Here is a 26,045-nt window from a genome sequence, read left to right on the forward strand (position 1 = left end):
ATCCGTCCTCTCGACAGCAATGAATCAAACCGTGGTTCATGGTACACCCCGGCAATAAAAGCAATGAGACACCGGTTGTATTGCACGCCAAGAACAGATGTTGCACACGCGCAGCCCACAGATGACAGGTGCCGACGCACGACGCGTCGAGCCCTCCCCTAGTCGAGCACGACGAGCTCGGCGGGATTGTAATCCACGCCCATAAACGTAAGGCCGCAGGCAGGAGCCGTGGGGCCCGCAGCGGTACGGTCGCAAGCATAGATGACCTCGCGCATCCACTCGGGTTCACGGCGATGCATGCCAATCTCGACAAGCGTGCCCACGATCGTACGGACCATCGAATGCAGAAACGCATTGCCCTCGATGGTAAACGTCAGGATGTCCTCGCCAAACGCAACCTCATGGCCAAACTCGGCGCGCATTACGCAGCGGTGCGTAGGTTTGCCCACGGCAGAGGCAACCTTGCAAAAGCTTTTAAAGTCCTGCTCGCCCAAAAGCGCAGGGCAGGCGGCCGCCATCGCATCGACGTCGAGGGGATAGCGATGCCACCACACGGCACCGCGGGACAGCACGGGGCGCGCATCTCGATCGGCAATACGGTACGTATACGTACGGGAACGCGCGTCAAAACGTGCAGAAAAGCCTTTACGGGCCTTGTAGACCTCGTTTATGGCGATATCTTTGGGCAGCAGGGCATCCATGGCCCGCAGCCACCTACGGCGCGTACAAGCGAGCTCAGCGTCCGTTACGGGCACGCTGATGTACTGAGCCACGGCATGCACGCCGGCATCGGTACGCCCCGCGCACGTCAGATCGATCGGACGGCGAAGCAGCGTCTCGATAGCGCGGCGCAGCTCACCCGCAACCGTCGTCTGTCCCGGCTGCTCGGCAAATCCGCTATACGACGAGCCATCATAGGCCACGCGAAATACGAGCGTGGCGTCAAGCTCGGGGGTCGAATTGAAATCAGACGGCGCAGTCATGGGCGCTCCCAACAAACAAGTAACGGTATCGCGACAAAAAAAGAGGGGTACGCGAACGTACCCCTCGAATATAGCCTATGCAGACGGAATGTCTACTCAGCGGTCTCCTCAGCAGGAGCCTCCTCGACAGCCTCGACCTTCTTGGGAGCAGCGGCCTTCTTGGGGGCCGGAGCAGCCTTCTTGGCCTTAGGCGTGCAAGGCTCGGTGACGAGCTCCATGATAACGATGGGAGCGTTGTCGCCCTTGCGGTTGCCGAGCTTCATGATGCGGGTATAACCGCCGTTGCGGTCCTGCCACATGCCCTGAGCAGCCTTGTCGAAGATCTCGGCAACGAGCTGCTTATCGCCGAGCTTGGCGATAGCCAGACGACGAGAGTGCAGGTCGCCCTTCTTGGCCCAGGTGATAATCGGATCGACAACCGAACGCAGCGCCTTAGCGCGGGTCTCGGTGGTCTTGATGCGGTCGTTCTCGAAGAGGGCCTTAGCAAGGCTCTTCTTCATGGCCTTGGTGTGGCTCGCATCGGTGCCGAGCTTCAGGCCCTTCTTAACGTTGTGACGCATGGTCTAGTTTCTCCTCAAATATGCGAAGCATTAAGCCTTCAGGCTCAGGCCCATGGACTCAAGCTTGTCCTTCACTTCCTCGATCGACTTAACACCGAAGTTACGGATGTTGAGCAGATCGTTCTCCGAGAACTCAACGAGCTGACGGACCGAGTGAATGCTGGCGCGCTTAAGGCAGTTGTAGGAACGGACGGAAAGGTCCAGATCCTCGATCTGCTTGTCCAGCTCGGCGTTGTCGTTGGTGACCTCGGGAGCGAAGATCGAAGCCTCCTCCTCGACCTCGGGGGTCTCGGCAAGGTTCATAAAGGCGGCCATATGCTGGTTGATGATATTGGCAGCCTGGACCACGGCGTCGCGCGGGGCGATGGAGCCGTTGGTCTCGATCTCGAGGACAAGGCGGTCGTAGTCGGTGTGCTGACCGACACGGCAAGCCTCAACGAGCTTGGCGCAACGGGAAACCGGCGAGTACAGAGAGTCGACGTGGATCACACCGATGGGATCGTTGTCGCGCTTGTTGGCCTCGCCAGAAACATAGCCGCGGCCATAGCCGATGCGCATGCTCATGGTGAGATGGCCACCCTCGGTGAGCGTAGCGATGTGCTGCTCGGGGTTGACCAGCTCAAACTCGGACGGAATAAAGAAGTCCGCACCGGTGACCTCGCAGGGGCCGTCAACCGAAATGGTGGCGGTCGCCTCGTCGGTCGTGCCGAGAGCCCTGAAGACAAGACCCTTGACATTCAGGACGATGTCGGTGACATCCTCGACCATGTTAGGGATGGTCATGAACTCGTGCTGCGCGCCATCGATCTGAATAGCCTCGACGGCGGCACCCTCGAGCGAGGACAGAAGAACGCGACGAAGGGAGTTACCCAGCGTATCGCCGTAGCCACGCTCGAGCGGCTCGACGGAGACACGAGCAGACGTCTCGTTGATCTCTTCGACCTGAACCTGAGGCCTAATGAATTCTGACATGTATTACCTCCAGCCTCAGCAGCCCGGATGGACTACTTAGAGTAGAGCTCGACGATGAGCTGCTCGTTGATATCACCGCTGATCTGCTCACGCGTCGGCAGAGCGAGCACGTTACCAGACAGCTTCTCGATATCGACCTCGAGCCAGCCAGGGACCTCAAAGCGCTCGGAGGAAATCAGAGCCTCCTTGATGGGGAGGAGGTCACGGAACTTCTCGCCGACAGCGACGACGTCGCCGGCCTTGACGCGGTAGGACGGGATGTCCACGCGCTTGCCGTTCACGGTGAAGTGACCGTGACGGACGGACTGACGAGCCTCTTTGCGGGTGCGGGCGAAGCCAAGACGGAAGACGACGTTGTCGAGGCGAGACTCAAGGATGATCATGAGGTTCTCACCGGTGACGCCGTTCATCTTGCGGGCCTTGTTGAAGTAGCCGTGGAACTGCTTCTCCAGAACGCCATAGATGAACTTGACCTTCTGCTTCTCGCGCAGCTGCATGCCGTACTCAGATTCCTTGCGACGGCGCTTGGGCTGACGGATAGATTCCTTCTTGCTGCTGTAACCGAGCTCAGCGGGATCGATCCCGAGCTGACGGCAGCGCTTAAGAACAGGAGTCCTGTCGATTGCCATATTGATACGATCCTTTCAGTTACACGCGGCGACGCTTCTTGGGGCGGCAGCCGTTGTGCGGAATGGGGGTCTTGTCCTGGATGCTCGAGACCTCGAGGCCAGCAGCCTGGAGGGAGCGGATGGCGGTCTCACGACCGGAGCCGGGGCCCTTGACGAAGACGGAAACCTTCTTCATACCGTGCTCCATGGCCTGCTTGGCAGCAGCCTCGGCAGCCATCTGGGCAGCGAACGGCGTGGACTTACGGGAGCCCTTGAAGCCCACCTGGCCAGCCGACTTCCAGGAAATGACGTTGCCCTGGGGATCGGTGATCGAAACGATAGTGTTGTTGAACGTAGAACGAATGTGAGCCTGGCCCACGGAAATGTTCTTACGGTCCGCGCGCTTCAGACGGGCAGCGCGAACGTTCTTCTTAGCAGTAGCCATCTATCTAGCGCTCCTTATTTCTTCTTCTTAGCACCGATCTGACGCTTCGGGCCCTTGCGGGTACGAGCGTTAGTGTGGGTGCGCTGGCCGCGGACCGGGAGGCCCTTGCGGTGACGAAGGCCGCGGTTGCAGCCGATGTCCATAAGGCGCTTGACGTTCTGGTTGCGCTCACGGCGGAGGTCGCCCTCAACCATGATCTGGTTCTTATCGATATAATCGCGGATGGCGTTAACCTCATCCTCGGTGAGGTCCTTAACGCGCGTATCCACGTTAACGTTGCACTCGACGCAAATCTTCGTCGCAGTGGTGCGGCCGATGCCGTAAATGTAGGTCAGACCGATCTCAACGCGCTTCTCACGCGGGAGGTCGACACCATTAATACGGGCCAACGTAGTCTCCTCTCTTAACCCTGACGCTGCTTATGACGGGGATTCTCGCAAATGACGAGGACCTTGCCATGGCGCCTAATGATTTTGCACTTATCGCACATCTTCTTGACCGAAGGACGTACCTTCATCGTTCTTCCTTTCGGTAGCGCTCAAACTACTTCCCTACTATCTACTCGCCCAGCCGCAGGCGTTTAAAACTATGGCTGGTCTTCACACGCAAACCGACCGTAGGTTGAGCTAAGCCTGCAGTCGGAAAAGAGCGTGTATGCGTGCCGCTATTTATAGCGATAGGTGATGCGGCCGCGGGTCAGGTCGTACGGGGAAAGCTCCACGACAACCCTGTCACCGGGGAGAATGCGGATGTAATTCATTCGGATCTTGCCAGAAATGTTGCACAGAACCGAATGACCGTTCTCGAGCTCGACCTTAAACATGGCGTTGGGCAGCGGCTCTTTTACCGTACCCTCGAGCTCAATTGCGTCTTCCTTCTTCACAAGCAATCATCTTTCTCTAGAAAACGACAGCGATTGAGTATTCTACAACACGTATGTACGCATCGTAATAACTTCGTAATGGCTCCACAACTAAGTGGAACTTGTTACATTTCTCCGCCTTGGAGGGAGCACCAAGCACCTTGGGCATCCGTGGTGAGAATCACCGGACCGTCATTGGTAATGGCGACGGTGTTCTCGTAGTGCGCGGCGGGCAGGTGATCGTTGGTCGTAACAATCCAACCGTCGGAGCCCGTGCTCACATGGTTGGAACCCATCGTAACCATCGGCTCGATGGCAATGACCATGCCGGCCTGGAGGCGAACGCCCCTCCCCTTCTTTCCATAGTTAGGAACGTTGGGGTCCTCGTGCATCACGCGGCCAATGCCATGGCCTACATAATCACGAAGCACACCGTAACCGTGAGACTCGGCGAGGGACTGAACGGCATAACCGACGTCCCCGATATGGTTACCGGGAACAGCCTGCTCGATGGCTGCCTTAAGGCAATCGCGCGTGACCTCGCACAAAGCCTTGGCTTCGGGCGTGGGGGTGCCGACGAAAAACGTCCAAGCGTTATCGCCGACCCAACCGTCGACAACGGCTCCCGTATCGATGGAGATGATATCGCCATCGCGCAGGATCATGTCGGGGTTGGGAATACCGTGGACCACGGCATCGTTGATCGATGCGCAAATGGTCCCCGGGAACCCGCCGTAACCCTTAAAGGCCGGGGTGCCGCCATGCATGCGGATAATCTGCTCCGCGAGCTGATCGAGCTCAAAGGTGGAAACGCCGGGGCGCACCATGGCTCCAACGTGGCGGAGCGCCATCTTAGATAGCGCTCCTGCCTTCTTCATCTGCTCGATTTGCGTTGCAGACTTAATCTTGATCATAGACCGAGAGCCTCTTTGACATCCCCGTACACGGTCTCGCGAGCCTGGTCACCGTTGACCGACTTGAGCAGACCCTGGCCACGATAGTAGTCGACGAGCGGGCTCGTGGACTTCTCGTAGACGTCGAGACGGTTCTTGATGGTCTCGGGCTTGTCGTCGTCGCGCTGATACATCTCGCCGCCACACTTGGGGCAGGTAGCATCGGCAGCGGTGCCGGTGTAACCGCATGCGCGGCAGGTGCGACGCGAAGACAGACGATCGATAATGACCTCGGGGGCCACATCGACCAGAAGGGCGCAGTCGATCTCGCGACCCATGGCGGAGAGCTCGGAATCGAGCGTCACAGCCTGGGCGGTGTTGCGCGGGAAGCCGTCGAGGATGAAGCCCTGCTGGGCGTCATCGGCGGCAAGGCGCTCCTTGACAAGGTCGATCACGAGCTGGTCGGGAACGAGCTCGCCAGCGTCCATGTACTTCTTAGCCTGAATACCAAGCTCGGTGCCACCCTTGACGGCAGCACGCAGCAGGTCGCCCGTGGAAATGTGGGCGACGCCAAACTCGGCGACGAGCTCCTGTGCGACGGTGCCCTTACCGGCACCCGGAGCTCCGAGCAATACGAGGTTCATGAGCAATCCTCCTCTAGCCTATTTAAAGAATCCATCGTAATCATACATCTTGATCTGGCCTTCGAGCTTATCGACCGTGTCGAGCACGACGCCGACCATGATGAGGATGGACGTGCCGCCAAATGCCTGGATCAGATGGTTACCCGTGAAGGAGAAGATGATCGAAGGCACGATGGCGATGAGCGCCAAAAAGACAGCGCTGGGAAGCGTGATCTTGTTGAGCGCGTTCTTGATGTAGGCCGCGGTAGCCCTACCCGGACGCACGCCCGGAATAAAGCCGCCCTGCTTCTTAAGGTTATCGGCCGTGTCATCGGGGTTGAACACCATGGAGGTGTAGAAGTACGCGAAGAACACGATGAGGACAACGTTAAGCACCCAGTTGAGCCAACCGGTCGAAAGCGCGGAGGCAACTGCCTGAATCCAGCCGATGCCGGGGAAGAACACGGCAATCTGAGCCGGGAAGTACAGCAGCGCCGAAGCGAAGATGATCGGCACGACACCCGCGGTGTTGACCTTGATGGGCAGGTAGGTGGTCTGGCCACCCATCATGCGACGGCCCACGACGCGCTTAGCGTAGGAGACCGGGATGCGGCGCTGGCCGCGCTCAAGGAAAACAATCAGCGGGATAACCAGCAGGATGATGGCGCAAATGATCACCATGGTGATGATGCCACCGGCATTGCCCTCGGTGCTGGAGAAGATAGCCTGCGGCAGACCGGCCATGATGTTCGCGAAGATGATCAGCGACATGCCATTGCCGATACCGCGCTGGGTGATGAGCTCACCAATCCACATGATCAGCATGGCGCCCGCAGTGAGCGTGCCGACGATCATGAGGTCGAAGATGATCTCGGGAGCGCCGGCGCCATTGAAGCTGATGCCGAAGCTCTTAAAGAGGAAGAGGTAACCAACGGAGTTGAGGATTGCCAGAGCCAGGGTGAGGTAACGCGAATACTGCGTAATCTTGGTCTGACCGACCTCGCCCTCGCGGGCAAGCTCATGCAGGGAAGGCACGACGGCCTGGAGCATCTGGAGGATGATCGAGCTGGTGATGTAAGGCATGATGCCCAGCGAAAACACCGACACATAGCTCAACGCGCCGCCAGAGAAAAGATTCAGGAGGGCCATAGCACCTGCGGCGACCGAATTGTTATCGGTCGAGAAAAGGCCCAGCATCCCCTGGAAGGGAATGCCGGGCACAGGAACGTGCGCACCAATGCGGTACACGACGAGCATAGCTATGGTAAAAAGAATCTTTTCGCGCAATTCTTTGATGCGGAAAGCATTCTTAAGACCATTTAGCACGGCAGCTCGACCTTTCCGCCGGCGGCCTCGATCTTGGCCTGCGCAGAAGCGCTGACCTTGTCGACCTTGACCGTGAACTTCTTGGTGAGCTCACCATTGCCGAGCACCTTGACGGGCTCGAACTCGCTCTTGGTGATGCGAGCGGCCTTAAGAGCGGCACCGTCGATCACAGCGCCGTCCTCGAACTTACGCTCGAGACGCTCAACGTTAACAGCGGTGTACTCGATACGACGGGGGTTACGGAAGCCCGGAAGCTTGGGCAGGCGCATAGCCAGCGGAGTCTGGCCACCCTCGAAGCCGGCACCCTTGGTGCCGCCAGAGCGGGAACCCTGGCCCTTCTGACCGCGGCCAGAAGTGGTGCCGTGACCCGAAGAATTGCCACGGCCGACGCGCTTGCGGTTCTTGGTGGAACCGGGCGCGGGAGTAAGATCGTGAAGCTGCATTTGCTACTCCTCTACAATCTCGACAAGGTGCTTGACCTTGAAGATCATGCCGCGGACGGACTCGTTGTCAGCAATCTCGCGAACCTCGCGGATCCTGTGGAGACCGAGGGCACGGACAGTACGGACCTGGTCCTGCTTGCAACCGTTGGTGCTGCGGACCTGCTTGATCTTGATGGTGTCAGCCATGCTTAGTTCTCCTTACCGACGAACATCTCGGAGACCGTCAGGCCACGGCGAGCCGCGACGTCCTCAGGGCTGGAGAGCTCCTTGAGGCCCTCGACGGCAGCCTTGATGATGTTGAGGCCGTTGTCGGTACCGAGGGACTTGGACAGGACGTTCTTGATGCCAGCAAGCTCAAAGAGGGGACGCACAGCGCCGCCGGCGATAACGCCGGTACCCTCGACAGCGGGCTTGATGATGATGCGGCCGGCACCAAAGTGGCCGAGAACCTCGTGCGGGATGGTGCCCTGCTCGGTCACCGGCACGTGGAACATGTTCTTCTTGGCATCGAGAGATGCCTTGGAGATGGCCATGGGCACCTCAGCGGACTTGCCCATGCCAACGCCGACGTTGCCCTTGCCGTCGCCAACGACGACGAGAGCGACGAGGCTCATGCGACGACCACCCTTGACGGTCTTCGACACGCGGTTGATGTAAACGACGCGCTCCTCGAACTCGGAGGCCTCGCGCTGCTGCTTCTGATTACGAGCCATGTGCTACATACCTCCTAGAACTCGAGACCGGCGGCACGAGCACCGTCGGCGAGGGCCTTGACGCGGCCATGGTAGATACGGCCACCGCGATCGAAGGCGACCTTGGTGATGCCGGCCTCGATGGCGCGCTTGCCAACGAGCTGACCGACCTTCTCCGCAGCCTCCTTGTTCGAGGTGTGGGTGCCCTTGAACTCGGCCTCGAGGGTCGAGGCAGAGACGAGCGTCAGGCTGGAGCCCTTGCTGTCGTCGATGATCTGGGCATAGATGTTGGCGTTAGTACGGGTCACGCGAAGACGCGGACGCTCGGAGGTACCCGAGACCTTGCCGCGAACACGACGCTGACGACGCTTGAGGCCTTCCAGCTTCGCCTTATGCTTGTTCATACGTAAACTCCTAAAAAGGTTGATCTTGCCAGCACCTGACGGGGTGCTGGTCTTATGCGAGTGAGTCGGTTACGACTACTTGGCGGCCTTACCCAGCTTGCGGCGGATGTGCTCGCCAACGTAGTGGATACCCTTGCCCTTGTAAGGCTCGGGAGGACGATGGCCGCGGATCTCAGCGGCGATCTGACCGACCTGCTGCTTGTTGATACCCTTGACGTTCACGTGGGTGTTGTCGGGAACCTCGAAGGTGATGCCCTCAGGAGCCTCGACGATCACGGGGTGCGAGAAGCCCAGGGAGAACTCGAGGTTCTTGCCCTTCTGCTGCACGCGGTAACCGACGCCGGCGAGCTCAAGCTTCTTCTCGAAGCCCTCGGAAACGCCAACAACCATGTTGTGGATGAGGGCGCGGGTGAGGCCGTGGCGGGCACGGGTCTCACGCTCGTCGTCGGGACGGGAAACGGTGAGGACGTTGTCCTCGACGTTGATAGCGAGCTTCTCAAAGACATCGAGCTCGAGCTGGCCCTTGGGGCCCTTGACGACAACGTTGTTGCCGTTGACTGCCACTTCGACTCCGGCGGGAATCTGGACAGGCTTATTACCGATACGAGACACGGTGATCTCCTTTCCTTCTACCTACCGAGCGAATTACCAGACGTAAGCGATGATCTCGCCGCCGACGTTGTGCTTGCGAGCATCGCGGTCGGTCATGACGCCATGGCTGGTGGAAATAATGGCGGTACCAAGGCCACCGCGGACGCGGGGCATGTCGGCAACGCCGGTGTACTTACGCAGGCCCGGCTTGGAAATGCGGCGGATGCCGTTGATGACCTTAGCCTTCTTGGGACCATACTTAAGCGTGATGTGCAGAGTCTTCTGGGGAACGGTGTCCTCGACATCGTAGCCCTCGATGTAGCCCTCCTCGTGCAGAACACGAGCGATCTCGACGAGCTTCTTGCTGCTCGGCATGGAGACCGTGGCCTTGTTCACAGAGTTAGCGTTACGGATGCGCGTAAGCATATCTGCGATCGGGTCTGTAAGGTTCATACAGATTCTCCTTCGTTCTTGATGAACACGTGCTCTTGGTTCTTCGCCGCCCTTAACGGCAAAGCCTTTTTAGCGCGTTTTCCCTGTTCCAAACTGATGCTTGAAACGCTGGTAGTGACTTACCAGCTGGCCTTCTTAACGCCGGGAAGCTCGCCCTTGAGTGCAAGCTCGCGGAAGCAGACACGGCACAGGCCGAACTTGCGGTACACAGAGTGCGGACGGCCGCAGCGCTGGCAGCGCGTGTACTCACGAGTAGAGAACTTCTGCTTGCGATTGCACTTGACGATCATCGATGTCTTAGCCACTTATATCCTCCTCACATAGAGTATTGTTCGCCCCAAGCGCCGCCCCCTTGTGGGAACGGCGCTTATAGGGCAGGTGAACCTATTTCTTGAACGGGAAACCGAAGGCGTCCAGAAGGGCCTTGGCCTCCTCATCGGTATTGGCGGTGGTCACGAAAGTGATGTCCATACCGCGCTGGTGATCGACGGAATCGAAGTCGATCTCGGGGAAGATGAGCTGCTCGGTGACGCCCATGGAGAAGTTACCACGGCCGTCGAAGCTCTTGGCGGAGATGCCGCGGAAGTCGCGGATACGGGGGATCGCGACGGAGGTCAGACGATCGAAGAACTCCCACATACGGTCGCCACGCAGGGTAACCTTGCAGCCGATCGGCATACCAGCGCGCAGGCGGAAGGTAGCGATGGACTTGCGGGCACGGGTGATCATCGGCTGCTGGCCGGTGATGGCGCGCAGGTCGCGCACGGCACCGTCAATGGCCTTGGAATCGGTAGCGGCCTCGCCGACACCCATGTTCACGACGATCTTCTCAAACTTGGGGATCATCATGACATTCTCGTACTGGAACTTGTCCTGAAGCTGCTGCTTGACCTCGTTGTTGTACTTGGTCTTCAGACGCGGCACATACTTCTCTTCTGCCATTGTTCACTCCTTCTTGGGGTTTTAAGCACGGGGCGTGGCCACGATGGGTTGTCCTCGTGCCTCCTGGCTGCATCCGCGCCGCTCATGGCATTTTGCGGTTTGGACTCGACGCAGCAGGAGCCGACAAAACAATCGGTACTATACGCGCATCGGGAGCGTATTTCCAGAAAAACCTCGTCTGCCTGCACAACTCCACAACTCCCCCGCACAAATGGATCCCAAAAAGTAGTTGCGGTGAAATAGGGACTGTTTGGCGGCCTAACAGGCTTAAACAATCCGTATTTCACCGCAACTTATTGGTGGGGATGCGATTAGCGCTTGCGGGGGACGAGTTTGGTGCGGCGCAGGTGGATCATCTCGGCGGCGATGGAGATGGCGATCTCCTCGGGGTCCTCGGCCTCGATGGCAACGCCGATCGGAAGGTGCAGCTCGTCGATCTGGTCCTGCGTAAAACCTTCCTGCTCCAGGCGGGCACGCATAAAGGCCATCTTGCGGCGCGAACCCAGACAGCCCAGGTAGGCAGGCTTGGCGCGCATGGCCTGAATCACCACGTCGATATCGGACTTGTGACCCGCCGTGGCGACGACCACCAAGTCGCGCGGACCGATGGGGCACTGCTCGCCCAGGTTCTTGTAGTCGACCAGACGACGGTCGTAGACACCGGGTACCCATTCGGGCGTCAGCGTGCCGGGGCGGTCGTCGCACGCCACGACGGCAAAGCCCGCCGCCGTAAGCACCCGCGCCGTCGCGGCGCCCACGTGGCCGCAGCCAAAGATATAGGTCAGGCCCTCGGGGCAGAGCGTCTCGATGTGCGCCGCGGGAATCTCAGAGGCCGCGTTGGTGTAGGTGACCTTACTCCCCCCCTCCACCAGCGAAAGCCCGGGGCAGCCCGCAATGGTGCGGCGCGATTCCTCGCCATGGTACTCAGTAGCGTCGCTTTCGAGCGCGCTTGCGATAAACGGCTCAAAGTCGATGACGAAGTCGCCGATGCGTCGATACGCCAAGACGTCGGCAACCGACTGGAACAACGGTGCCTTGGTCGCGTCCAAGTGCAGATAGCACAGGCAGATAGCTCCGCCGCAGATCATGCCGGTATCGGAGTTCTCGCCGCCCATGGTGTAGCGGACCAGACGCGATTTACCCCCGGCCAGCAGCTCGCGCGCCTCATCGAGCGCAAAGAGCTCGATCTTGCCGCCGCCGATAGTGCCCGCCTGGCTACCGTCGGCAAAGACGACCATCCAGGCGCCCACGCCGCGCGGCGATGACCCCGCCGTGCCGGCCACGACCGCCAGCTCGCACGTCTCGCCAGCACGCAGGGCGGCAAGCGCCGCATTCACAACATCGAGCTTTTCCATTGCCGCCTTCTATCCTCTAAAGATATCGGTGAGCATAGCGAGTGCCTCGAGCACGCCGCCGCCGACCGACGTCGCCTTGTCCGAAATGTAGTTGATATAGCTGGCATCGCCGCGCGGATCGACATCGGCGCATTTAAAGCCCTCAGTCACCTGCACGCCGTTCGCCAAAAGCCCGCGCAGGCAGCCATCGATCTGCGTGCACATGGGCGTATCGTCCGCGTAGCCAATCACGTCTCCGGCGCTCACGATGTCGCCGATTGCGCGGTCGGACCGAAACACGCCGGCGGCGGGGCTGTGGATAACGCGCTCCTTGCCATATCCGGCGATGACGCCCGGCACGCCCGTGTTGGGCTGGGGCGAGCCCTGGGTAATGACACGGCCCAAAAAATGCCCGCGCATGGTCTCGACCACGGCGTCGCAATCGACCGGCGCGGTAAAGCCCGGCCCCACGGCGATGACGGTAGGCGCCATGTCGCGCGTGGTGCCCAGGTTGCGCTTGGCCAGAATCGCGTCGACCACAGCCGCGGGTTTAAGCTCATCGAGCATCTTGGCCTGAGGGTCCACCACGACGGCAACATCCCCCGCTTGGGTAATCTCGAGCGCCTCTGCCGGCGTCTGCGCCAAGCGAGCGCGAATGCCCTCGACCTGGACCTCGCCCAGGCGAATAGCCTCGCAAAAACTGATTGTGCGGCGGATGCACGTGGGAACCGCGATATCGGCCATGACAACTGACACGCCGGCGCGCACCAAGCGAGCGGCGACGCCCGTGGCGATATCGCCGGCGCCGCGAACATAAACGAGCATTCCCGGGGCACCTCCCTGTGCTACGGTTTGAGCAGAGCAAAAGCGGTTCGACCGCTACTCTGATGATTATTTATTATCACAGTATTATACGGCGGTGAACAGATGGAAACGGTTAGCGGCAATCTTGCCTCGGCGCTCAGGATCGAGCCGGGCATTACCGCGATTATCGGCAGCGGCGGCAAGTCGACGTTGCTGAAAACGCTGGGTCTCGAGCTCATGCGCGCCGGCGGCGGGGTGCTCCTCTGCACCACCACGCACATGTTTCCCGTCGCCGGCGTCCCGTGGGACGGGTCGAATCGTCGCCTGGGTGCCGCACCTTGGAAGCCGGGTGCCGCGCATGTTCCCGGCTGCACCTGTGAGGCGTGCGCGGGACTTGCCCGCGGGAGTATTTGCCAGGCGGGTGTCTTAGACCCGGAAACAGGCAAGCTCTCCGCACCCGCCGAGCCACTCGGCGAGCTGGCACAGCGCTTTGACTACGTGTTGGCCGAGGCGGACGGCAGCAAGCGGCTCCCGCTCAAGGCGCACGCCGCCTGGGAGCCGGTGATTCCCTCTGGCACGGCAAACGTTGTCTGGGTCGTCGGCGCCTCGGGACTGGGCAAACCCGTCGCCGAGGTTGCCCACCGCCCCGAGCTCTTTTGCGAGCGTTGCGGCTGCGAGCTCACCGACACTGCCACCCCAGAGCGCGTCGCCCAGGTGCTCAATGCCGAGCTGCGGATGCTGAACCTCAACAATGCCCGCATCATGCTCAACCAAGTCGACACGCTCAGCGACCCCACGATGGCCGACCGCTTCGAGGCAGCTCTCGACCACCCCGTCGTCGCCAGCAGCCTCAAGTAGCCGGCCCCATCTCCTCAGTTGCGGTGAAATACGGACTGTTTGGCCGCCCGACGGCCGCAAACAGTCCGTATTTCACCGCAACTGAGGAGGGGACACGGCATCTTTGCTGCTAGCGGGGCACGTAGCGACCGGGCTGGGCTCCGGTGGGCTCGCCATCGCGCGCCACCAGCACGCCGTTCACAAACACAGCCTTGGCGCGGCCGTGAGCCTCAAAGCCCTCGAGCGGCGTGTAGTCCACAGCCTGATGCTGCGTCGCGGCACTGATTGTCCAGCGCGCTTTGGGATCCCACACGCACACGTCGGCATCGGAGCCCTCGGCAAGACAGCCCTTGCGCGGATACATGCCAAAGACGCGTGCCGGGTTCTCGCTCATCAAGCGGCAGAGGTCCTCGGGGCCCAGCTGGCCCTCAAAGCTCGTGGCGATCGCGACGGGACGATGCTCCACGCCGGGCCCGCCGTTGGGAATCGCGCGGAAATCGTCGCGGCCGCGGTCCTTTTGCCCGTGCAGGTTAAAGCTGCAATGATCGGTTGCAATAGTATCGATCTCGCCGGCCACAAGCGCCTCGCGCAACGCGGCACGGTCACCCGCATGGCGCAGCGGCGGGCTCATCACATACTTGGCGCCCGCAAAGCCGTCCTCGCCCTGCTCCAAGTAGCAAGTATCGTCGAGCATCAGATACTGAGGGCAGGTCTCGACATAGATGTTCTTCTGCCCGCGCGCTTTGGCAGCACGGATGGCCTCGAGCCCCAGCTTGGTCGAAAGGTGCACCACGTTGACCGGAGCGTCCCCGGCCAAGTGAGCCAGATACAGCAGGCGGCTCACGGCCTCGGCCTCACACACGTCCGGACGGCTGAGCGCATGGCCCTCGGGCCCGTGGATACCCTGCTCAAACACGCGCTTCTGCAGCGCGTTGACCAACGTGCCGTTCTCGCAATGCACGCACAGGATACCGCCCAGGCGCTTGAGCTCCTCGAGCACCTCGAGCGTCTCGGCATCGTCCAGGCGCAAATGATCGTAGGCAAAGTAGGTCTTAAACGACGATACGCCCGCCTCGCGCATAGCCGAAAGATCGGCGCGGTTGCGTTCATTCCACTCGGCGAGTGCCATATGAAAGGCGTAGTTGGCCGTGCAGGTTCCGTCGGCACGGCGATGCCACTCGGCCAAGGCATCGGGCATGGTCACGCCGCGATCAGCCGTCGCGTAGTCCACGATGGTCGTCGTACCGCCGCAGGCAGCCGCACGCGTGCCGGTTTCAAAGCTATCGGCTGTCCAATCCATGCCGGTCCAGCACTGCATGTGCGTGTGGCCGTCGATAAAGCCGGGGAACACCCAGCAGCCCGCGGCATCCTCGACGGTATCGCCCTCGGCCGGCTCAATCGCTGCGGCGATCCGCACGATCTTATCGCCATCCATGGCAAGATCGGCGCGGCGAAGCCCCTGGGACGTCACGAGCGCGCCGTTTTTGATGATGATCATAATTGCTCCTTATTGATTGATGCAGTTGGCCACGCGATCAAAATACGAGCAGGCGGCAATATGCTCCGTTATGCGTCGCTGTCCCTTGACGGTATCGACGTCCCATAGCTCGTAGGCACGCGCCTCGACCAGCACCACGTCGGTACGGTCCTTGAGGATCGAACCGCCGCCGTCCTTGCCCTCAAGACACATAAGCGCATCGAACAGTTCCGCCGGAAAGAGCGCCGGGCTCGAAGGCTCACCGTTGCACGCAAGACGCACCGGATGCTTGCGGCCGCGCTCGTCAAATGCACGAACCATAGCCTCAAAAGAATCCGAACTCACGAGCGGCTGGTCGCCCGGCAAAAAGAGGCAACCTTTCCAGTTGCGTTCGACTCCCCACGAAAGGCCCGCACGGACGCTTTCGCTGCGCAGCTCGCCATCGTGCAGCACGCACGGGCAATGCTTGTCCTCGCAAATCTGAGCGACCTCGGGCCAACGCGTCGAAACCACAACGTCAAAGCCCCGGGGAACCGAATCGATAGTCCGGGCAATCAGCGGCTCGCCATAGATATCGGCGAGCATCTTGTTGAAGCCAAACCGCTTGCCCTCGCCCGAGGCCATAATGACGCATCCAAGTTTCATGGTGATACCTCCCCTGAAACCATCGTACCCATAACTCGCGCCGCGGGCATCCACATCGAAAGCGCTTATCCCGCACGCCCGCGATGCAAAAAGGGGGCACCCCGCCGGTTGGCAGAGCGCCCCTTTTACATGGCTTACCTCAACCCGGCTTTAGGCCTGGAGCCAACGGGCGGTGTTGCGCTCGTCGAGGGCCTTGAGGGTAGCGGCGGGATCGGCAACCTTCTGCAGGAACATCATGGCTGCGATGGCATACGGCTTGTAGCTGGCCTCCTTGTACATGCCCACGCGGTGCATGTCGAAGACGTCGGCGTTAACCTCGCCGTGCTCGCAGGAGACACCGGAGATGTCGGCGGGCAGCGGGTGCATAAAGATGGTGTCCTGGCCGTTGGCAGTCTTCTCCATGAGCTCGGTCGTGGAGCACCAGTCCTGATGGGTGGCGTTCTGGGCGAGCAGCTCCTTCTCGAGCGCTGCGATGCCGGCGTCGTCGCCCTCGGCGTACAGGTTGGTACGCTTCTCCATGGCGGCAAACGGAGCCCAGCTCTTGGGGATCACGATGTCGGCGCCCTCGAAGGCCTCGGCCATGGTGTTGACCTGCTTAAAGGTGGTGCCGGACTCGGCGACATAGCCCTTGGCGCGCTCGACGACCTCGGGCATGAGGTCGTAGCCCTCGGGGTGGGCCAGGGTGACGTCCATGCCAAAGCGGGGCAGCAGGCTGATCAGTGACTGCGGGCAGGACAGCGGCTTGCCGTAAGAGGGCGAATAGGCCCAGGTAACGGCAACCTTCTTGCCCTTGAGGTTCTCAAGACCGCCAAACTCGTTGATGAGGTAGAGCATGTCGGCAGAGGACTGCGTGGGGTGATCGGAGTCGGACTGCAGGGAGATGAGCGTGGGACGGTGATCCAGAACGCCGTCCTCGTAAGCCTGCTGGACAGACTCGGAGACCTCGGCCATGTAGGCGTCTCCCTTGCCGATGTACATGTCATCGCGGATGCCGATGACGTCGGCCATGAAGGAGATCATGGTAGCGGTCTCGCGGACGGTCTCGCCGTGAGCGATCTGGGACTTCTTCTCGTCCAGGTCCTGCAGCTCAAGGCCGAGCAGGTTGGCGGCCTTAGAGAAGGAGAAGCGCGTACGGGTGGAGTTGTCGCGGAACAGGGAGACGGCCAGGCCCGAGTCGAAGATCTTGGACGAGACGTTGTTCTCACGCAGCTCGCGCAGGGCGTCGGCGACGATGTAGAGAGCCTTGAGCTCATCGGTGGTCTTGTCCCAAGTGTGCAGGAAATCGCTGCCGTACATACCCTTAAAATCGAGGCCGTTCAGCTGCTCGACGAGCTCGGTAAACTTAGCGTCCATGTAAATGTCCTTTCTAAAGATGAAACGATCGCAATGAGTTGATGCGCTCCGGCATGCGCGTGTGGCTAGAACATGCAGAGCACCATGACGAGGACCCGCCACCGTTGAGGAAGCATGGGAGATAACGACCGCGGGCCCCAAGTCAACAGGGGGTGCCAGGGACACGAGTGGCCCCCGGCTCAACAAAATCGAGGAATGGGACTAATCGATCTTGTTGTTGGTCAGACCGGCGCGGAACACGGTGGCGTCGCCATCGGCCTGGCTCGGATCGTAGAGGTTCAGGGCAGCCACATACATGGCGGCAGCGGTGACCAGGTCGTCCTTGTAGGTGACCTCGTTGGGAGCGTGAGCCTGAGACTCGGCACCCGGGCCAAAGCCCACGCAGGGAATGCCGTAGCGGCCCTGGATGGAAACGCAGTTCGTGGAGAAGGTCCACTTGTCGCACAGCGGACGACCGGTGCGCTTGTCCATGCTGGGCTCGCAGCCGATGCGCTCGTCACCAAACATGGCCTTGTGGGCGTCGACGAGGGCCTTGACGTGCGGAGCAGTCTCCTTGTTGATCCACGTGGGGAAGTAAGCCTCGGTCTCGTAGACCTCGCCGGTCCAGGACGGACGGTCGTACATGTACATGGAGACCTTCACGTCGTCGCCGTACTTCTTGGCGGCCGGCAGGTTGCGGATCTCGTCCAGGCAGGACTCCCAGGTCTCACCGGCGGTCATGCGACGGTCGATGGAGATGGCGCAGGAATCGGCCACGGCGCAGCGGCTGGGGCTGGTGTAGAAGATCTGGCTGACGGTGCAGGTGCCGCGGCCCAGGAAGCGGGCGTCCTCGAAGTGCTCGGGGTTGTACTTGGGGTCGAGCATCTTAACGAGACCCTTGATGTCGGTCGACTCGTCGCAGCCGTTGTTGTTGAGGGCGCGGACGTCGGCGATGATGTCGGCCATCTTGTAGATGGCGTTGTCGCCGCGGTCGGGAGCGGAGCCGTGGCAGGAGGTGCCGTGAACGTCGACGCGGATCTCCATGCGGCCGCGGTGACCGCGATAGATGCCGCCGTCGGTGGGCTCGGTGGAAATGACGAACTCGGGCTTAATGCCGTCCTTGTTGTAGATGTACTGCCAGCACATGCCGTCGCAGTCCTCTTCCTGGACGGTGCCGACGACCATGATCTTGTAGCCCTCGGGGATGAGGCCCATGTCCTTCATCATCTTGGCAGCGTAGGTAGCGGAAGCCATGCCGCCCTCCTGGTCGGAGCCGCCGCGGCCGTAGATGATCTCGTCGGTCTCATAGCCCTCATAGGGATCGGCATCCCAGTTCTCGATGTTGCCGATGCCGACGGTGTCGATGTGAGAGTCGATGGCGATGATCTTGTCGCCCTCGCCCATAAAGCCCATAACATTGCCCAGGCCGTCGACCTTGACCTCGTCATAGCCAAGGCTCTCCATCTCGGCCTTGATGCAGGCAACAACCTCACCCTCCTCGCAGGACTCAGAGGGGTGGGAGATCATGGCGCGCAGGAAGCGAGTCATATCAGCACGATGAGACTCAGCAGCAGCCTTAATTGCCTCGAAATCGAGTTCCTTAGTCATAACAGTCAACCTTTCTACAAGGGTTTACCTACAGGTAGATATTTCAGATAGATCACTTGTGCCAAGCAGCGTGAGGTCGAGTACCCGGCAAGCAAGTAAACGTAGGGTGGCGGAGCATATGTTTGCTCCGTCGCGAGTTCCGCACGAGCCGGAGAGCACTTAATGTGCTCTCCGTGCGAGCAGGACTGTTCGAGCAGGGAGCAAACATATGCTCCGCCGCCCGGACAGGCCAGACCCGCTAGCAGGTCGGATACTCGCCCTCCCAGACGATGCGACGATACTGATCCGGATCCGTGTCGCCCTCGGTGGAGAAGCAGAGCACGGAGCTCGTCTTGTCCAGGCCGATGAGCTCCTTGAGCTCGGCGTACTCGGGATCGAGCATGAGGGTCTCGACCAGGCCGGTGGTCACAGCGCCGGACTCGCCGGAGATGACGCGCGGGTCGCCCTTCTCGGGAGCGCCCAGGGTGCGCATGCCGCGAGCGGTGACCCAGTCGGGGCAGGACACGAAGGCGGTGGCGTGGTTGCGCAGGATATCCCAGCCCAGGATGTTGGGCTCACCGCAGCACAGACCGGCCATGATGGAGGGCATGTCGCCGTCCACGATGCGCGGGTCACCGTCGCCGGCGGCAGCGCCCTTGTACAGGCAGGCGGCAGGCGCGCACTCAACCACGACGAAGGTGGGCGGGTTATCGGGATACAGGTTGGTGAAGTAGCCCACCACGGCGCCGGCGAGCGAACCCACGCCAGCCTGGACAAACACGTGGGTCGGGCGGTTGATGGCCATCTCGCGCAGCTGCTCGGCAGCCTCGGAAGCCATGGTGCCGTAACCCTCCATGATCCAGGACGGGATCTTCTCGTAGCCCTCCCAGGCGGTGTCCTGAACGATGACGCCACGCTCGCAGGCGTCAGCCTCGGCGGCAGCCATGCGCACGCACTCGTCGTAGTTGACCTCTTCGATGGTCACCGTGGCGCCCTCGGCGGCGATGTTATCGAAGCGGGGCTTGGTGGAACCCTTGGGCATGTGCACGACGGCCTTCTGGCCCAGCTTGTTGGCAGCCCATGCCACGCCGCGGCCATGGTTGCCGTCGGTAGCGGTAAAGAAGGTGGCCTGGCCAAAGTCCTCGGCCAGCTGATCGGAGGTCAGGTAATCGAAGGTGCAGTCGGCAACGTCCTTGCCGGTCTCGTCGGCAATGTAGTTGGCCATGGCAAACGAGCCGCCCAGGACCTTAAAGGCGTTGAGGCCAAAGCGATAGCTTTCGTCCTTAACGCACAGGTTGGACAGGCCCAGGCGCGCGGCCTGGCCGTCCAGGCGGGCAAGCGGAGTGACGGTGTACTGGGGGAACGACTGGTGGAAGGCACGGGCTTTCTTCACGTGGTCGAGACTCATGATTCCCAAGTGCTTGTCATCGCTCTTGGGCATCGTGTTGCTCGCCCACTGGATCTTATCGGCCATACGGTGAACTCCTTAAGTCCTCTCTTGCCGGCCCCCGCATACGCGTTTCAGCCCGATCCCATTCACACGGCTGAACTTTTATGTGGATGCCAAACAAAAAGTTTGTTAGTAATGTTCTATCACACTTTTTGATTGGCATACCTAACGAATTGTTTGTTGCCGTAATCGGTACTTTTTCGCCGCCGAACGGTCAAGAATTGCCTTGTTGATGGATTTGTTTGCGGTCAAGTGTGGTTTATGGCAAAGTGTGCCCAAACTAATTTTTAGGAAGGCACCCATGACCCCCGCACAGATTGAGTTTTACAAGCGCCTCGCACACGGCCTGGCGCTCCAATTTGGCCCCAACTGCGAAGTCGTCGTCCACGATCTGGAGACCGAGGACGTGGACCACTCCATCGTAGTGATCGAAAACGGCCACGTCAGCGGGCGCAAACTGGGTGACGGCCCCAGCCATATTGTGTTTGAGTCCATGCACGAGGGCAGCACCGACGTACACGACCGCGAGCCGTACCTCACTAAAACCACCGATGGCAAGCTGCTCAAGTCCTCGACCATCTTTATCCGCAACGACGAGGGCAAGCCCGTCGGCATTTTGGGCATCAACTTTGACATTACGCTTATGAAGGCTTTTGAGCGCTCGCTCGACGCTTTCACCGGCACCGGCGGCACGGGCTATACCGAGCCCGAGCCCATTACCAAGAACATCGGCGACCTGCTCGAGGACCTGCTGCACGAGTGCGAGCAGTTTGTGGGCAAGCCCGCGGCACTCATGACCAAAGACGAGCGCATTCGTGCCATTGGCTATCTCGACCGTCGCGGCGCCTTCCTCATTTCCAAGTCGAGCGAGCGCGCCTGCGAGTTCTTTGGCATCTCCAAGTACAGCTTCTATAGCTACCTCAATGAGGCCAAGGCGGCGGCCGGCGACAAGTAAGCGCTCGCCTGGATTGCCCCTCCCCTTTTGGGCGCGAGTTCTGGAAAGCACGAATCCAAGACCGAGCAGCTTGGGAAGTTCCATATAATCGATGTCATTAGTATTTCGAAAGGATGGAACAGAATGGCGTTGAGCAAGGCATCATGCACCGGTCGCGGATTGATTCCGGCAATTGGTGGACATGTGCACCGCATGTTCGATGAGGGTGAAGACGACCTGTTTTCGCTGAGCCTTGACGACGTGATGGATGATCGCCCGTGGACCGCCGACGAACTCATGGGCGGCGGGGCTCGCCCGTCAAGTCCCAATCCCGCACTTGCGCCTAAGCCCGCATCTGCGCCGACTCCTGCGCAGTCGCCCGCACCCACTTCGGCGCCCACGCCCGCTCCCCGCCCCGCAAGCGACCCGTCCGAGACGGCGGCATTTCTCGCTGCAGCGACGCAGGGCAAATCGGCCGACAGCACTGTTATGTACAGCGCCCAGCAGTTGCCTGTTCCTGCGGCACGCAAGCCTCCGGTCGCAAGGCTCGATGAGCCCGTTGCCCATCAAGTTGCCTACGATTCCTGGACTGCAGCCGATCTGGATGAGACCTCTGCCGGCATGCCGGCGCTCGATGTTCCAGTTAACCCGCTTTTTGCCGCCAACACGAGCGCCGCGGACTATGAGGGCGGTGCGGCATATTCCGATTATTCCGATGGCTATGCTGGCACCAGTCGCATCGAGACCGAGGATTATGGCACCGCATCGAGCGATTATCTCAACGATCCGTACGCTGCCACGCCCGCACCGGAATATGACCCAGAGGCCGCGTCCGCGCCGGCGTATACCAAAAGCACGGGCGAAGAGCGCTTCGCCGATTATTACGCCGAGGAAAAGGCGCTGCGTTTCTCGGAATTTCCGCAGGCAGTCAAGGTTGCCTTTATCGCCATTATCATTGCCCTGCTCGGTGTCATTGCGTTTGAGGGATTCCAGCTGTTCCGCGGCCCCACCCAAGCGGAGTCGGAGACCCAGCAAAAAGAGGACGATAACCAGTACCTGGACATCAACACCCTCAAGGGCGACCCCAACGACGAGGACGACGAGTAGCGAGAGCTGAAGGCAGTCGCAGGATCCCGCATCCAGCACCAGCTTCTAAGTGCTGTTTTGTCATCCAGCTACACTTTTCCGAAGTTTTAAGGTGCCTATTTCGACACTTTTCCGTACTTTTACACGGCTGATTTCGACACTTTTCCGGATGAAAGCCGAATAATCACTTGGGAAACCAACGCCATCCGCGCGTCATTTCGCGGATGGCGCTTGATTTCTGTCCGTACACGTTGAGTCCGTACACGTTGATAGACTCCATCTTGCCCGCAAGGAGCGGGCGCGTTTTATCCAGAGTCGGGGTAGAGAGTTGGCTCCACGATCCCGACGCCAACCGGCCAAGAGGCACGGTGGCCCTGCCAACATCGATGAAAGGAGTCCGTATGGACAATTTCTCCGTGCGCAGTGAGCGCAACTTCCACAACCTGGCAGCCAAGCCAAAACGAATGCATCTTCTGGACGAGCCGAGCGGCTATGCCTCGGCCATGGTCAAGAACAGCCTCTCCCACCAGATGCGCTTCACGGTACAGAAGCTCGAGGAAGAGCTCTGCGCTGCTGGCAATCCGCATGTGCTACAGATTAAGTTGTTCGGAGACGATTTGCGTGAGCCGTCTAGCCGGAAGCTCTTTGCCGACGGCGCGTGCGTCGCAAGCGGCTCGGGCGACTTTGCCCGCGAGTGCTTCTGCGAGGGAGCTGAGGTGTTTCTGGACCTGTGTCGCGACGCCGTACGCACAGCCGAGCTGCGGCAGTGGAGCGAAAGGGAGTATGAGCTGTTGAGTGCGGCCCGCGGGATTGCGATGGTGTAGGCAGACAGACCAGACAGCTCGTCATACTGGTTGACGCTTCGATTCAAACAGCAGTGCGAAGTCGCGCTTACAGCCCTGCCATGCCAAACCGAATGGCGTTCTCAAAAGGCCTACCTCCCCTCCGCCTTCAGCCTCAGCAGCAGGTCGCCCAGCTCGGGGCACTTGCTGGAAAGGCGCGTCTGGGCTCGCTCGCCCATCCCCCACCGCTGGCGGACTTCCTGGACGTGCGGGCTCACGCGGTAGTCCCCATCCATCACCTGCTTGAGCAGCTTGGCGGTCACGCGCGCATCGGCTAAGGCGCTGTGGGCGTGACCCGTCGACTCGTCGAACTCGATGCCAAACCACGTTGCCGCGTCACTCAAAGAGACGCACCCGTGGCTGCCCACGTCCATGATCGAAGTGTAAAACGCCTGCAGGTCGGCCCAGTCCGTAGGAAATGCGGAAAGGTCCATGTGCTTTGCCTGGCACTCGGTCATAAGCTGTCGATGATCCGCCCCGCTCCAGCAAACTATCTGGGCGGAGTAGCGACCGATCCAATCGCTGAGTCTTTTGATCACCACATAGAGCGGATCAGCCATCGCGGTGTCCACGGCCGATATCCCCGTAAGCTCGCGGACGGGAAACGCAACGCCTTCGGTAAATTCTGTCTGCACAAACTGCGAGAACTCGCCCATAACGTTGCCGCGGTTATCGAGCTTAACCGCGCCGACCTCGATAATCTCGTTGCGCAACCCGCGGCGTTGGCGCTGCCTTGGCACCGGCGCAAACTCAAAGTCCAGCACGATCTGGCGCGCATAGTTCGTCGTATCGATAGCCGAGATGCACGGCGTCTTTTCAGCTGACACGGTTAGGGCCTTTCTCCGTCAACCGCCGCTTGCTACATAGGCGGCTACATTGCTGTAAGGATAGGCGCCCGCGCGGACATGAAATCGCACAGCACGGCTTTCCGGCATCCTTGCGTAAAGCCACACTTTGAGAGAATCACGTCACTGTTATTATCGAACATATATTCGTATTTATAGCAGTACTTTGATAGAATTGCAGTTGTTGACGGCAGTTCCATGTGCCGGGCAGCGCCCTCCATGCGACGGGAGGTGATGCCCATGACCGATCTGACTGATTTCGTGAAGCTCCTGACCGCTTTGGTCTCGCTCCTCACGGCGCTTATCGGACTTACCGAGGCACTCAAGCAGCGTACGAAGCAGAAAAAGAGGGGTCGACGCCTCTAAGGCATTGACCCCTTAATCGAAGTAACGGCGCTGCCCAGCTATCACCCTTGGGCTGCCGTCGACCTTATTCTACCCACGGGTGCCAGGTTTAACAAATGGATTTTCGGTTACGAAGTCCGGAGCTCGCCCCTCTACTCCAGCGGCGTTGCGCCGGATTCTGGGACGCACTTTCCGCCCCATGCCTCTATCGGAAACGGCATCCCATCCTGAAGCGGGAATCCGGGACGTAGTTTCCGCCAAAGGCCGCCAAAGGGAAAGCGCGTCCCATTCCGAGCATCACATCAGAGCGCGCTTGGTTATCTCCGCCCACACATCTCGGCAAACGAGATCAGCTTGACGTCTCCCCTACTCTCCGCGGCATCCCGACATCCCTGCGTAAAGCCGCTTTTTGAGAAAAGCGCATAGCTTTTTCGTTGCCGTCTAAAGAGCTCGCTTCGGTGCACGAGCTTTTGCAGCACGTCTTCGCCCACCGGTTCATTGCGCCATTTGCACTCCGCAAACAGCGCAGCGCCCTCGCCATCGTCAACAATCAAGTCGATTTCTTCCTGCGTATGCGTGCGATTATCCGTCCCCCACCAGCGCCCGACGCTCGCCGGAACCACATCGAGCTGGCCCGCTCGCGCGAGTTCGTACACGTATTGTCTGCATATAAGCTCAAAGACCGTGCCCATGTAATCCGATACGTGCGGCTCAATGCGCTTATACGCCATCTCGGCCATATCGTTTTGAATCAGCCCGATGTTCTGCGGAACAAACTTGTACCAGAACCTAAACATCTGGTCGCTCAGCAGATACACGGCTCGCTTATTGCTCGTCTCGTTTAGGGGCAGCTCGCGCTCGACAATCCCAAGCGACGCCAGCTTATCCACATAGCTCTTTACGTTGCTCGCAGGGATTCCCGTAGAGCTCGCAATCTCCGAGATCTTCGAGCGCCCCTGAGCAATTGCTTGCACGATCGCATCATATTGCTCGGGATTGCGGCACTCTTGCAATAGCAGGTTACTCGGCTCCTCAAAGAGATAGCCCGTAGGAGTAAGAAAAAGACGTTTGATGTTGTCCTTGAGCGGTGCAGCAGGATCGACTTTCTCGATATATGCAGGAATGCCGCCCGTCATGCCATAGCAAACTGCAGCGTCTTCGCGACTCATGCTCTGCCACAGGCCGAGGGTCGTCATAAAATCGAGCGGCATGATCTTAAACTGGGCCGTACGCCTACCGTATAGCGGGCTCTCGTAGCCCAACACCTGTTCCTCCATAAACGAAAGAGACGAGCCGCATAGAATCAGCATGAGCCTGGTCTCTTTGTACAGGTGATCAATCTTGTCTTGCAGCAACGAGCTGATCTCGGGATTCGATTGGGCGAGATAGGGATACTCGTCAATCACGACAATCAAACGTTCCGTGCGAGCCATGGTGGCCAATGCATCAAACGCCTCGTCAAAGCTACGAAACGACACACCTGCAGCACCAACCGAACCCGCAAGTATCGCCTGGCTAAAGCCGTGCAGGTTTGCCTCCGCATTGGTACGACGAGCTTGAAAGTAAATAGCCTTCTTGCCTTGGATGAACTCTGTGATAAGGCGCGTTTTACCCACACGACGGCGGCCGTAAATCACAGGCATCTCAAAGGAGCCCGTGCCATACAGTCGATTGAGCTCGGACATTTCCGCTGTTCTTCCGATAAACATAGGGCCATCCTTCCCTTACGT

General features: G+C 60.0%; 33 protein-coding genes and 1 riboswitch. Of the genes, 5 read left to right on the top strand and 28 right to left on the bottom strand.

What is annotated here, in order from left to right; translation table 11 throughout:
* Nucleotides 1-158 precede the first annotated feature (158 nt).
* The 21 genes from truA to yqeB all read right to left on the bottom strand — a co-directional run bounded on the left by truA (nt 159) and on the right by yqeB (nt 12,956).
* On the bottom strand, nt 159-983 hold the full coding sequence (gene truA / locus HMPREF9463_RS04340; RefSeq protein ID WP_035137442.1) for a tRNA pseudouridine(38-40) synthase TruA: 825 nt from the start codon (nt 981-983) through the stop codon (nt 159-161).
* A 92-nt stretch (nt 984-1,075) separates the two neighbouring features.
* A complete protein-coding gene (gene rplQ, locus HMPREF9463_RS04345) occupies nt 1,076-1,543 on the bottom strand; it encodes a 50S ribosomal protein L17 (RefSeq protein WP_006235277.1) in 468 nt (155 codons plus the stop codon).
* Between the two features lie 30 nt (nt 1,544-1,573).
* A complete protein-coding gene (locus tag HMPREF9463_RS04350; RefSeq protein ID WP_006235276.1) occupies nt 1,574-2,515 on the bottom strand; it encodes a DNA-directed RNA polymerase subunit alpha in 942 nt (313 codons plus the stop codon).
* 32 nt (nt 2,516-2,547) lie between these two features.
* Nucleotides 2,548-3,144, bottom strand: a complete 597-nt coding sequence (gene rpsD, locus HMPREF9463_RS04355; RefSeq protein ID WP_006235275.1) for a 30S ribosomal protein S4 — start codon at nt 3,142-3,144, stop codon at nt 2,548-2,550.
* 19 nt (nt 3,145-3,163) lie between these two features.
* Complete coding sequence (rpsK, locus tag HMPREF9463_RS04360) at nt 3,164-3,568, bottom strand: 30S ribosomal protein S11 (protein WP_006235274.1); 405 nt, start codon at nt 3,566-3,568, stop codon at nt 3,164-3,166.
* A 14-nt stretch (nt 3,569-3,582) separates the two neighbouring features.
* Entirely contained in the window at nt 3,583-3,957 is a 375-nt protein-coding gene (gene rpsM / locus HMPREF9463_RS04365; RefSeq protein WP_022094275.1) for a 30S ribosomal protein S13, read from the bottom strand.
* Between the two features lie 14 nt (nt 3,958-3,971).
* Complete coding sequence (gene rpmJ, locus HMPREF9463_RS04370) at nt 3,972-4,085, bottom strand: 50S ribosomal protein L36 (RefSeq protein WP_006363204.1); 114 nt, start codon at nt 4,083-4,085, stop codon at nt 3,972-3,974.
* 147 nt (nt 4,086-4,232) lie between these two features.
* A complete protein-coding gene (infA, locus tag HMPREF9463_RS04375) occupies nt 4,233-4,451 on the bottom strand; it encodes a translation initiation factor IF-1 (RefSeq protein WP_035137443.1) in 219 nt (72 codons plus the stop codon).
* Nucleotides 4,452-4,555: 104 nt separating this feature from the next.
* Entirely contained in the window at nt 4,556-5,344 is a 789-nt protein-coding gene (gene map / locus HMPREF9463_RS04380) for a type I methionyl aminopeptidase (protein WP_006235270.1), read from the bottom strand.
* Complete coding sequence (locus HMPREF9463_RS04385) at nt 5,341-5,967, bottom strand: adenylate kinase (protein ID WP_006235269.1); 627 nt, start codon at nt 5,965-5,967, stop codon at nt 5,341-5,343. The genes map and HMPREF9463_RS04385 overlap by 4 nt, the downstream gene beginning before the upstream one ends.
* A gap of 18 nt (nt 5,968-5,985) precedes the next feature.
* Nucleotides 5,986-7,272 (bottom strand): preprotein translocase subunit SecY, encoded by a 1,287-nt coding sequence (gene secY, locus HMPREF9463_RS04390; protein WP_035137447.1) that lies wholly within the window; start codon nt 7,270-7,272, stop codon nt 5,986-5,988.
* Nucleotides 7,266-7,715 (bottom strand): 50S ribosomal protein L15, encoded by a 450-nt coding sequence (rplO, locus tag HMPREF9463_RS04395; protein ID WP_006235267.1) that lies wholly within the window; start codon nt 7,713-7,715, stop codon nt 7,266-7,268. Before rplO ends, secY begins: the two co-directional genes overlap by 7 nt.
* A gap of 3 nt (nt 7,716-7,718) precedes the next feature.
* A complete protein-coding gene (gene rpmD, locus HMPREF9463_RS04400) occupies nt 7,719-7,901 on the bottom strand; it encodes a 50S ribosomal protein L30 (RefSeq protein WP_006235266.1) in 183 nt (60 codons plus the stop codon).
* A gap of 2 nt (nt 7,902-7,903) precedes the next feature.
* Nucleotides 7,904-8,428, bottom strand: coding sequence for a 30S ribosomal protein S5 (rpsE, locus tag HMPREF9463_RS04405; RefSeq protein WP_006235265.1), 525 nt, complete (start codon nt 8,426-8,428; stop codon nt 7,904-7,906).
* Nucleotides 8,429-8,442: 14 nt separating this feature from the next.
* A complete protein-coding gene (gene rplR / locus HMPREF9463_RS04410) occupies nt 8,443-8,811 on the bottom strand; it encodes a 50S ribosomal protein L18 (protein WP_006235264.1) in 369 nt (122 codons plus the stop codon).
* Nucleotides 8,812-8,886: 75 nt separating this feature from the next.
* Nucleotides 8,887-9,423, bottom strand: coding sequence for a 50S ribosomal protein L6 (gene rplF, locus HMPREF9463_RS04415; RefSeq protein ID WP_006235263.1), 537 nt, complete (start codon nt 9,421-9,423; stop codon nt 8,887-8,889).
* A gap of 33 nt (nt 9,424-9,456) precedes the next feature.
* Entirely contained in the window at nt 9,457-9,855 is a 399-nt protein-coding gene (gene rpsH, locus HMPREF9463_RS04420) for a 30S ribosomal protein S8 (protein ID WP_006235262.1), read from the bottom strand.
* A gap of 119 nt (nt 9,856-9,974) precedes the next feature.
* A complete protein-coding gene (locus tag HMPREF9463_RS04425) occupies nt 9,975-10,160 on the bottom strand; it encodes a type Z 30S ribosomal protein S14 (protein WP_022094280.1) in 186 nt (61 codons plus the stop codon).
* A gap of 79 nt (nt 10,161-10,239) precedes the next feature.
* Entirely contained in the window at nt 10,240-10,797 is a 558-nt protein-coding gene (gene rplE / locus HMPREF9463_RS04430) for a 50S ribosomal protein L5 (protein ID WP_006235260.1), read from the bottom strand.
* 311 nt (nt 10,798-11,108) lie between these two features.
* Entirely contained in the window at nt 11,109-12,152 is a 1,044-nt protein-coding gene (locus HMPREF9463_RS04435; RefSeq protein WP_035137449.1) for an XdhC family protein, read from the bottom strand.
* 9 nt (nt 12,153-12,161) lie between these two features.
* Nucleotides 12,162-12,956 carry a selenium-dependent molybdenum cofactor biosynthesis protein YqeB gene (yqeB, locus tag HMPREF9463_RS04440; protein WP_035137452.1) on the bottom strand — a complete coding sequence of 265 codons (795 nt, stop codon included), beginning with the start codon at nt 12,954-12,956 and terminating at the stop codon, nt 12,162-12,164.
* 102 nt (nt 12,957-13,058) lie between these two features.
* Here yqeB and yqeC point away from each other — a divergent pair, with 102 nt between their 5' ends.
* The gene (gene yqeC / locus HMPREF9463_RS04445; protein WP_035137453.1) at nt 13,059-13,793 is read left to right on the top strand and encodes a selenium cofactor biosynthesis protein YqeC; all 735 of its coding nucleotides are present in this window, start codon (nt 13,059-13,061) and stop codon (nt 13,791-13,793) included.
* A gap of 109 nt (nt 13,794-13,902) precedes the next feature.
* On the opposite strand, the gene hydA is transcribed toward yqeC, so the two are convergent.
* The 5 genes from hydA to dpaL form a co-directional block, all read right to left on the bottom strand.
* Entirely contained in the window at nt 13,903-15,270 is a 1,368-nt protein-coding gene (gene hydA, locus HMPREF9463_RS04450; RefSeq protein ID WP_035137455.1) for a dihydropyrimidinase, read from the bottom strand.
* Nucleotides 15,271-15,279: 9 nt separating this feature from the next.
* Complete coding sequence (locus HMPREF9463_RS10420) at nt 15,280-15,894, bottom strand: nucleotidyltransferase family protein (RefSeq protein ID WP_052044075.1); 615 nt, start codon at nt 15,892-15,894, stop codon at nt 15,280-15,282.
* A 150-nt stretch (nt 15,895-16,044) separates the two neighbouring features.
* Nucleotides 16,045-17,247, bottom strand: coding sequence for a knotted carbamoyltransferase YgeW (ygeW, locus tag HMPREF9463_RS04460; protein ID WP_035137457.1), 1,203 nt, complete (start codon nt 17,245-17,247; stop codon nt 16,045-16,047).
* A 201-nt stretch (nt 17,248-17,448) separates the two neighbouring features.
* Nucleotides 17,449-18,834 carry a YgeY family selenium metabolism-linked hydrolase gene (locus tag HMPREF9463_RS04465; protein WP_035137460.1) on the bottom strand — a complete coding sequence of 462 codons (1,386 nt, stop codon included), beginning with the start codon at nt 18,832-18,834 and terminating at the stop codon, nt 17,449-17,451.
* Nucleotides 18,835-19,072: 238 nt separating this feature from the next.
* A complete protein-coding gene (gene dpaL, locus HMPREF9463_RS04470; protein ID WP_035137461.1) occupies nt 19,073-20,287 on the bottom strand; it encodes a diaminopropionate ammonia-lyase in 1,215 nt (404 codons plus the stop codon).
* 277 nt (nt 20,288-20,564) lie between these two features.
* On the opposite strand from dpaL, the gene HMPREF9463_RS04475 reads away from it, so the two are divergent.
* The 3 genes from HMPREF9463_RS04475 to HMPREF9463_RS04485 all read left to right on the top strand — a co-directional run bounded on the left by HMPREF9463_RS04475 (nt 20,565) and on the right by HMPREF9463_RS04485 (nt 23,107).
* Nucleotides 20,565-21,218, top strand: coding sequence for a helix-turn-helix transcriptional regulator (locus HMPREF9463_RS04475; protein ID WP_035137462.1), 654 nt, complete (start codon nt 20,565-20,567; stop codon nt 21,216-21,218).
* A gap of 123 nt (nt 21,219-21,341) precedes the next feature.
* Complete coding sequence (locus HMPREF9463_RS04480) at nt 21,342-22,304, top strand: hypothetical protein (RefSeq protein WP_035137464.1); 963 nt, start codon at nt 21,342-21,344, stop codon at nt 22,302-22,304.
* Between the two features lie 281 nt (nt 22,305-22,585).
* A riboswitch (SAM riboswitch) is annotated at nt 22,586-22,676 on the top strand.
* Nucleotides 22,677-22,684: 8 nt separating this feature from the next.
* Nucleotides 22,685-23,107 carry a hypothetical protein gene (locus HMPREF9463_RS04485; RefSeq protein WP_035137465.1) on the top strand — a complete coding sequence of 141 codons (423 nt, stop codon included), beginning with the start codon at nt 22,685-22,687 and terminating at the stop codon, nt 23,105-23,107.
* A 110-nt stretch (nt 23,108-23,217) separates the two neighbouring features.
* Here HMPREF9463_RS04485 and HMPREF9463_RS04490 read toward each other — a convergent pair whose 3' ends face one another.
* Complete coding sequence (locus tag HMPREF9463_RS04490; protein WP_035137466.1) at nt 23,218-23,952, bottom strand: 3'-5' exonuclease; 735 nt, start codon at nt 23,950-23,952, stop codon at nt 23,218-23,220.
* Nucleotides 23,953-24,210: 258 nt separating this feature from the next.
* Here HMPREF9463_RS04490 and HMPREF9463_RS11500 point away from each other — a divergent pair, with 258 nt between their 5' ends.
* Nucleotides 24,211-24,336, top strand: a complete 126-nt coding sequence (locus HMPREF9463_RS11500) for a hypothetical protein (RefSeq protein WP_255360338.1) — start codon at nt 24,211-24,213, stop codon at nt 24,334-24,336.
* A gap of 296 nt (nt 24,337-24,632) precedes the next feature.
* Here the strand turns inward: HMPREF9463_RS11500 and HMPREF9463_RS04495 are convergent, their stop codons facing one another.
* Nucleotides 24,633-26,024, bottom strand: coding sequence for an ATP-binding protein (locus HMPREF9463_RS04495; protein WP_035137467.1), 1,392 nt, complete (start codon nt 26,022-26,024; stop codon nt 24,633-24,635).
* Nucleotides 26,025-26,045 lie beyond the last annotated feature (21 nt).

This window comes from Collinsella sp. 4_8_47FAA (genome assembly GCF_000763055.1).
In the GTDB taxonomy this organism is placed as follows: domain Bacteria; phylum Actinomycetota; class Coriobacteriia; order Coriobacteriales; family Coriobacteriaceae; genus Collinsella.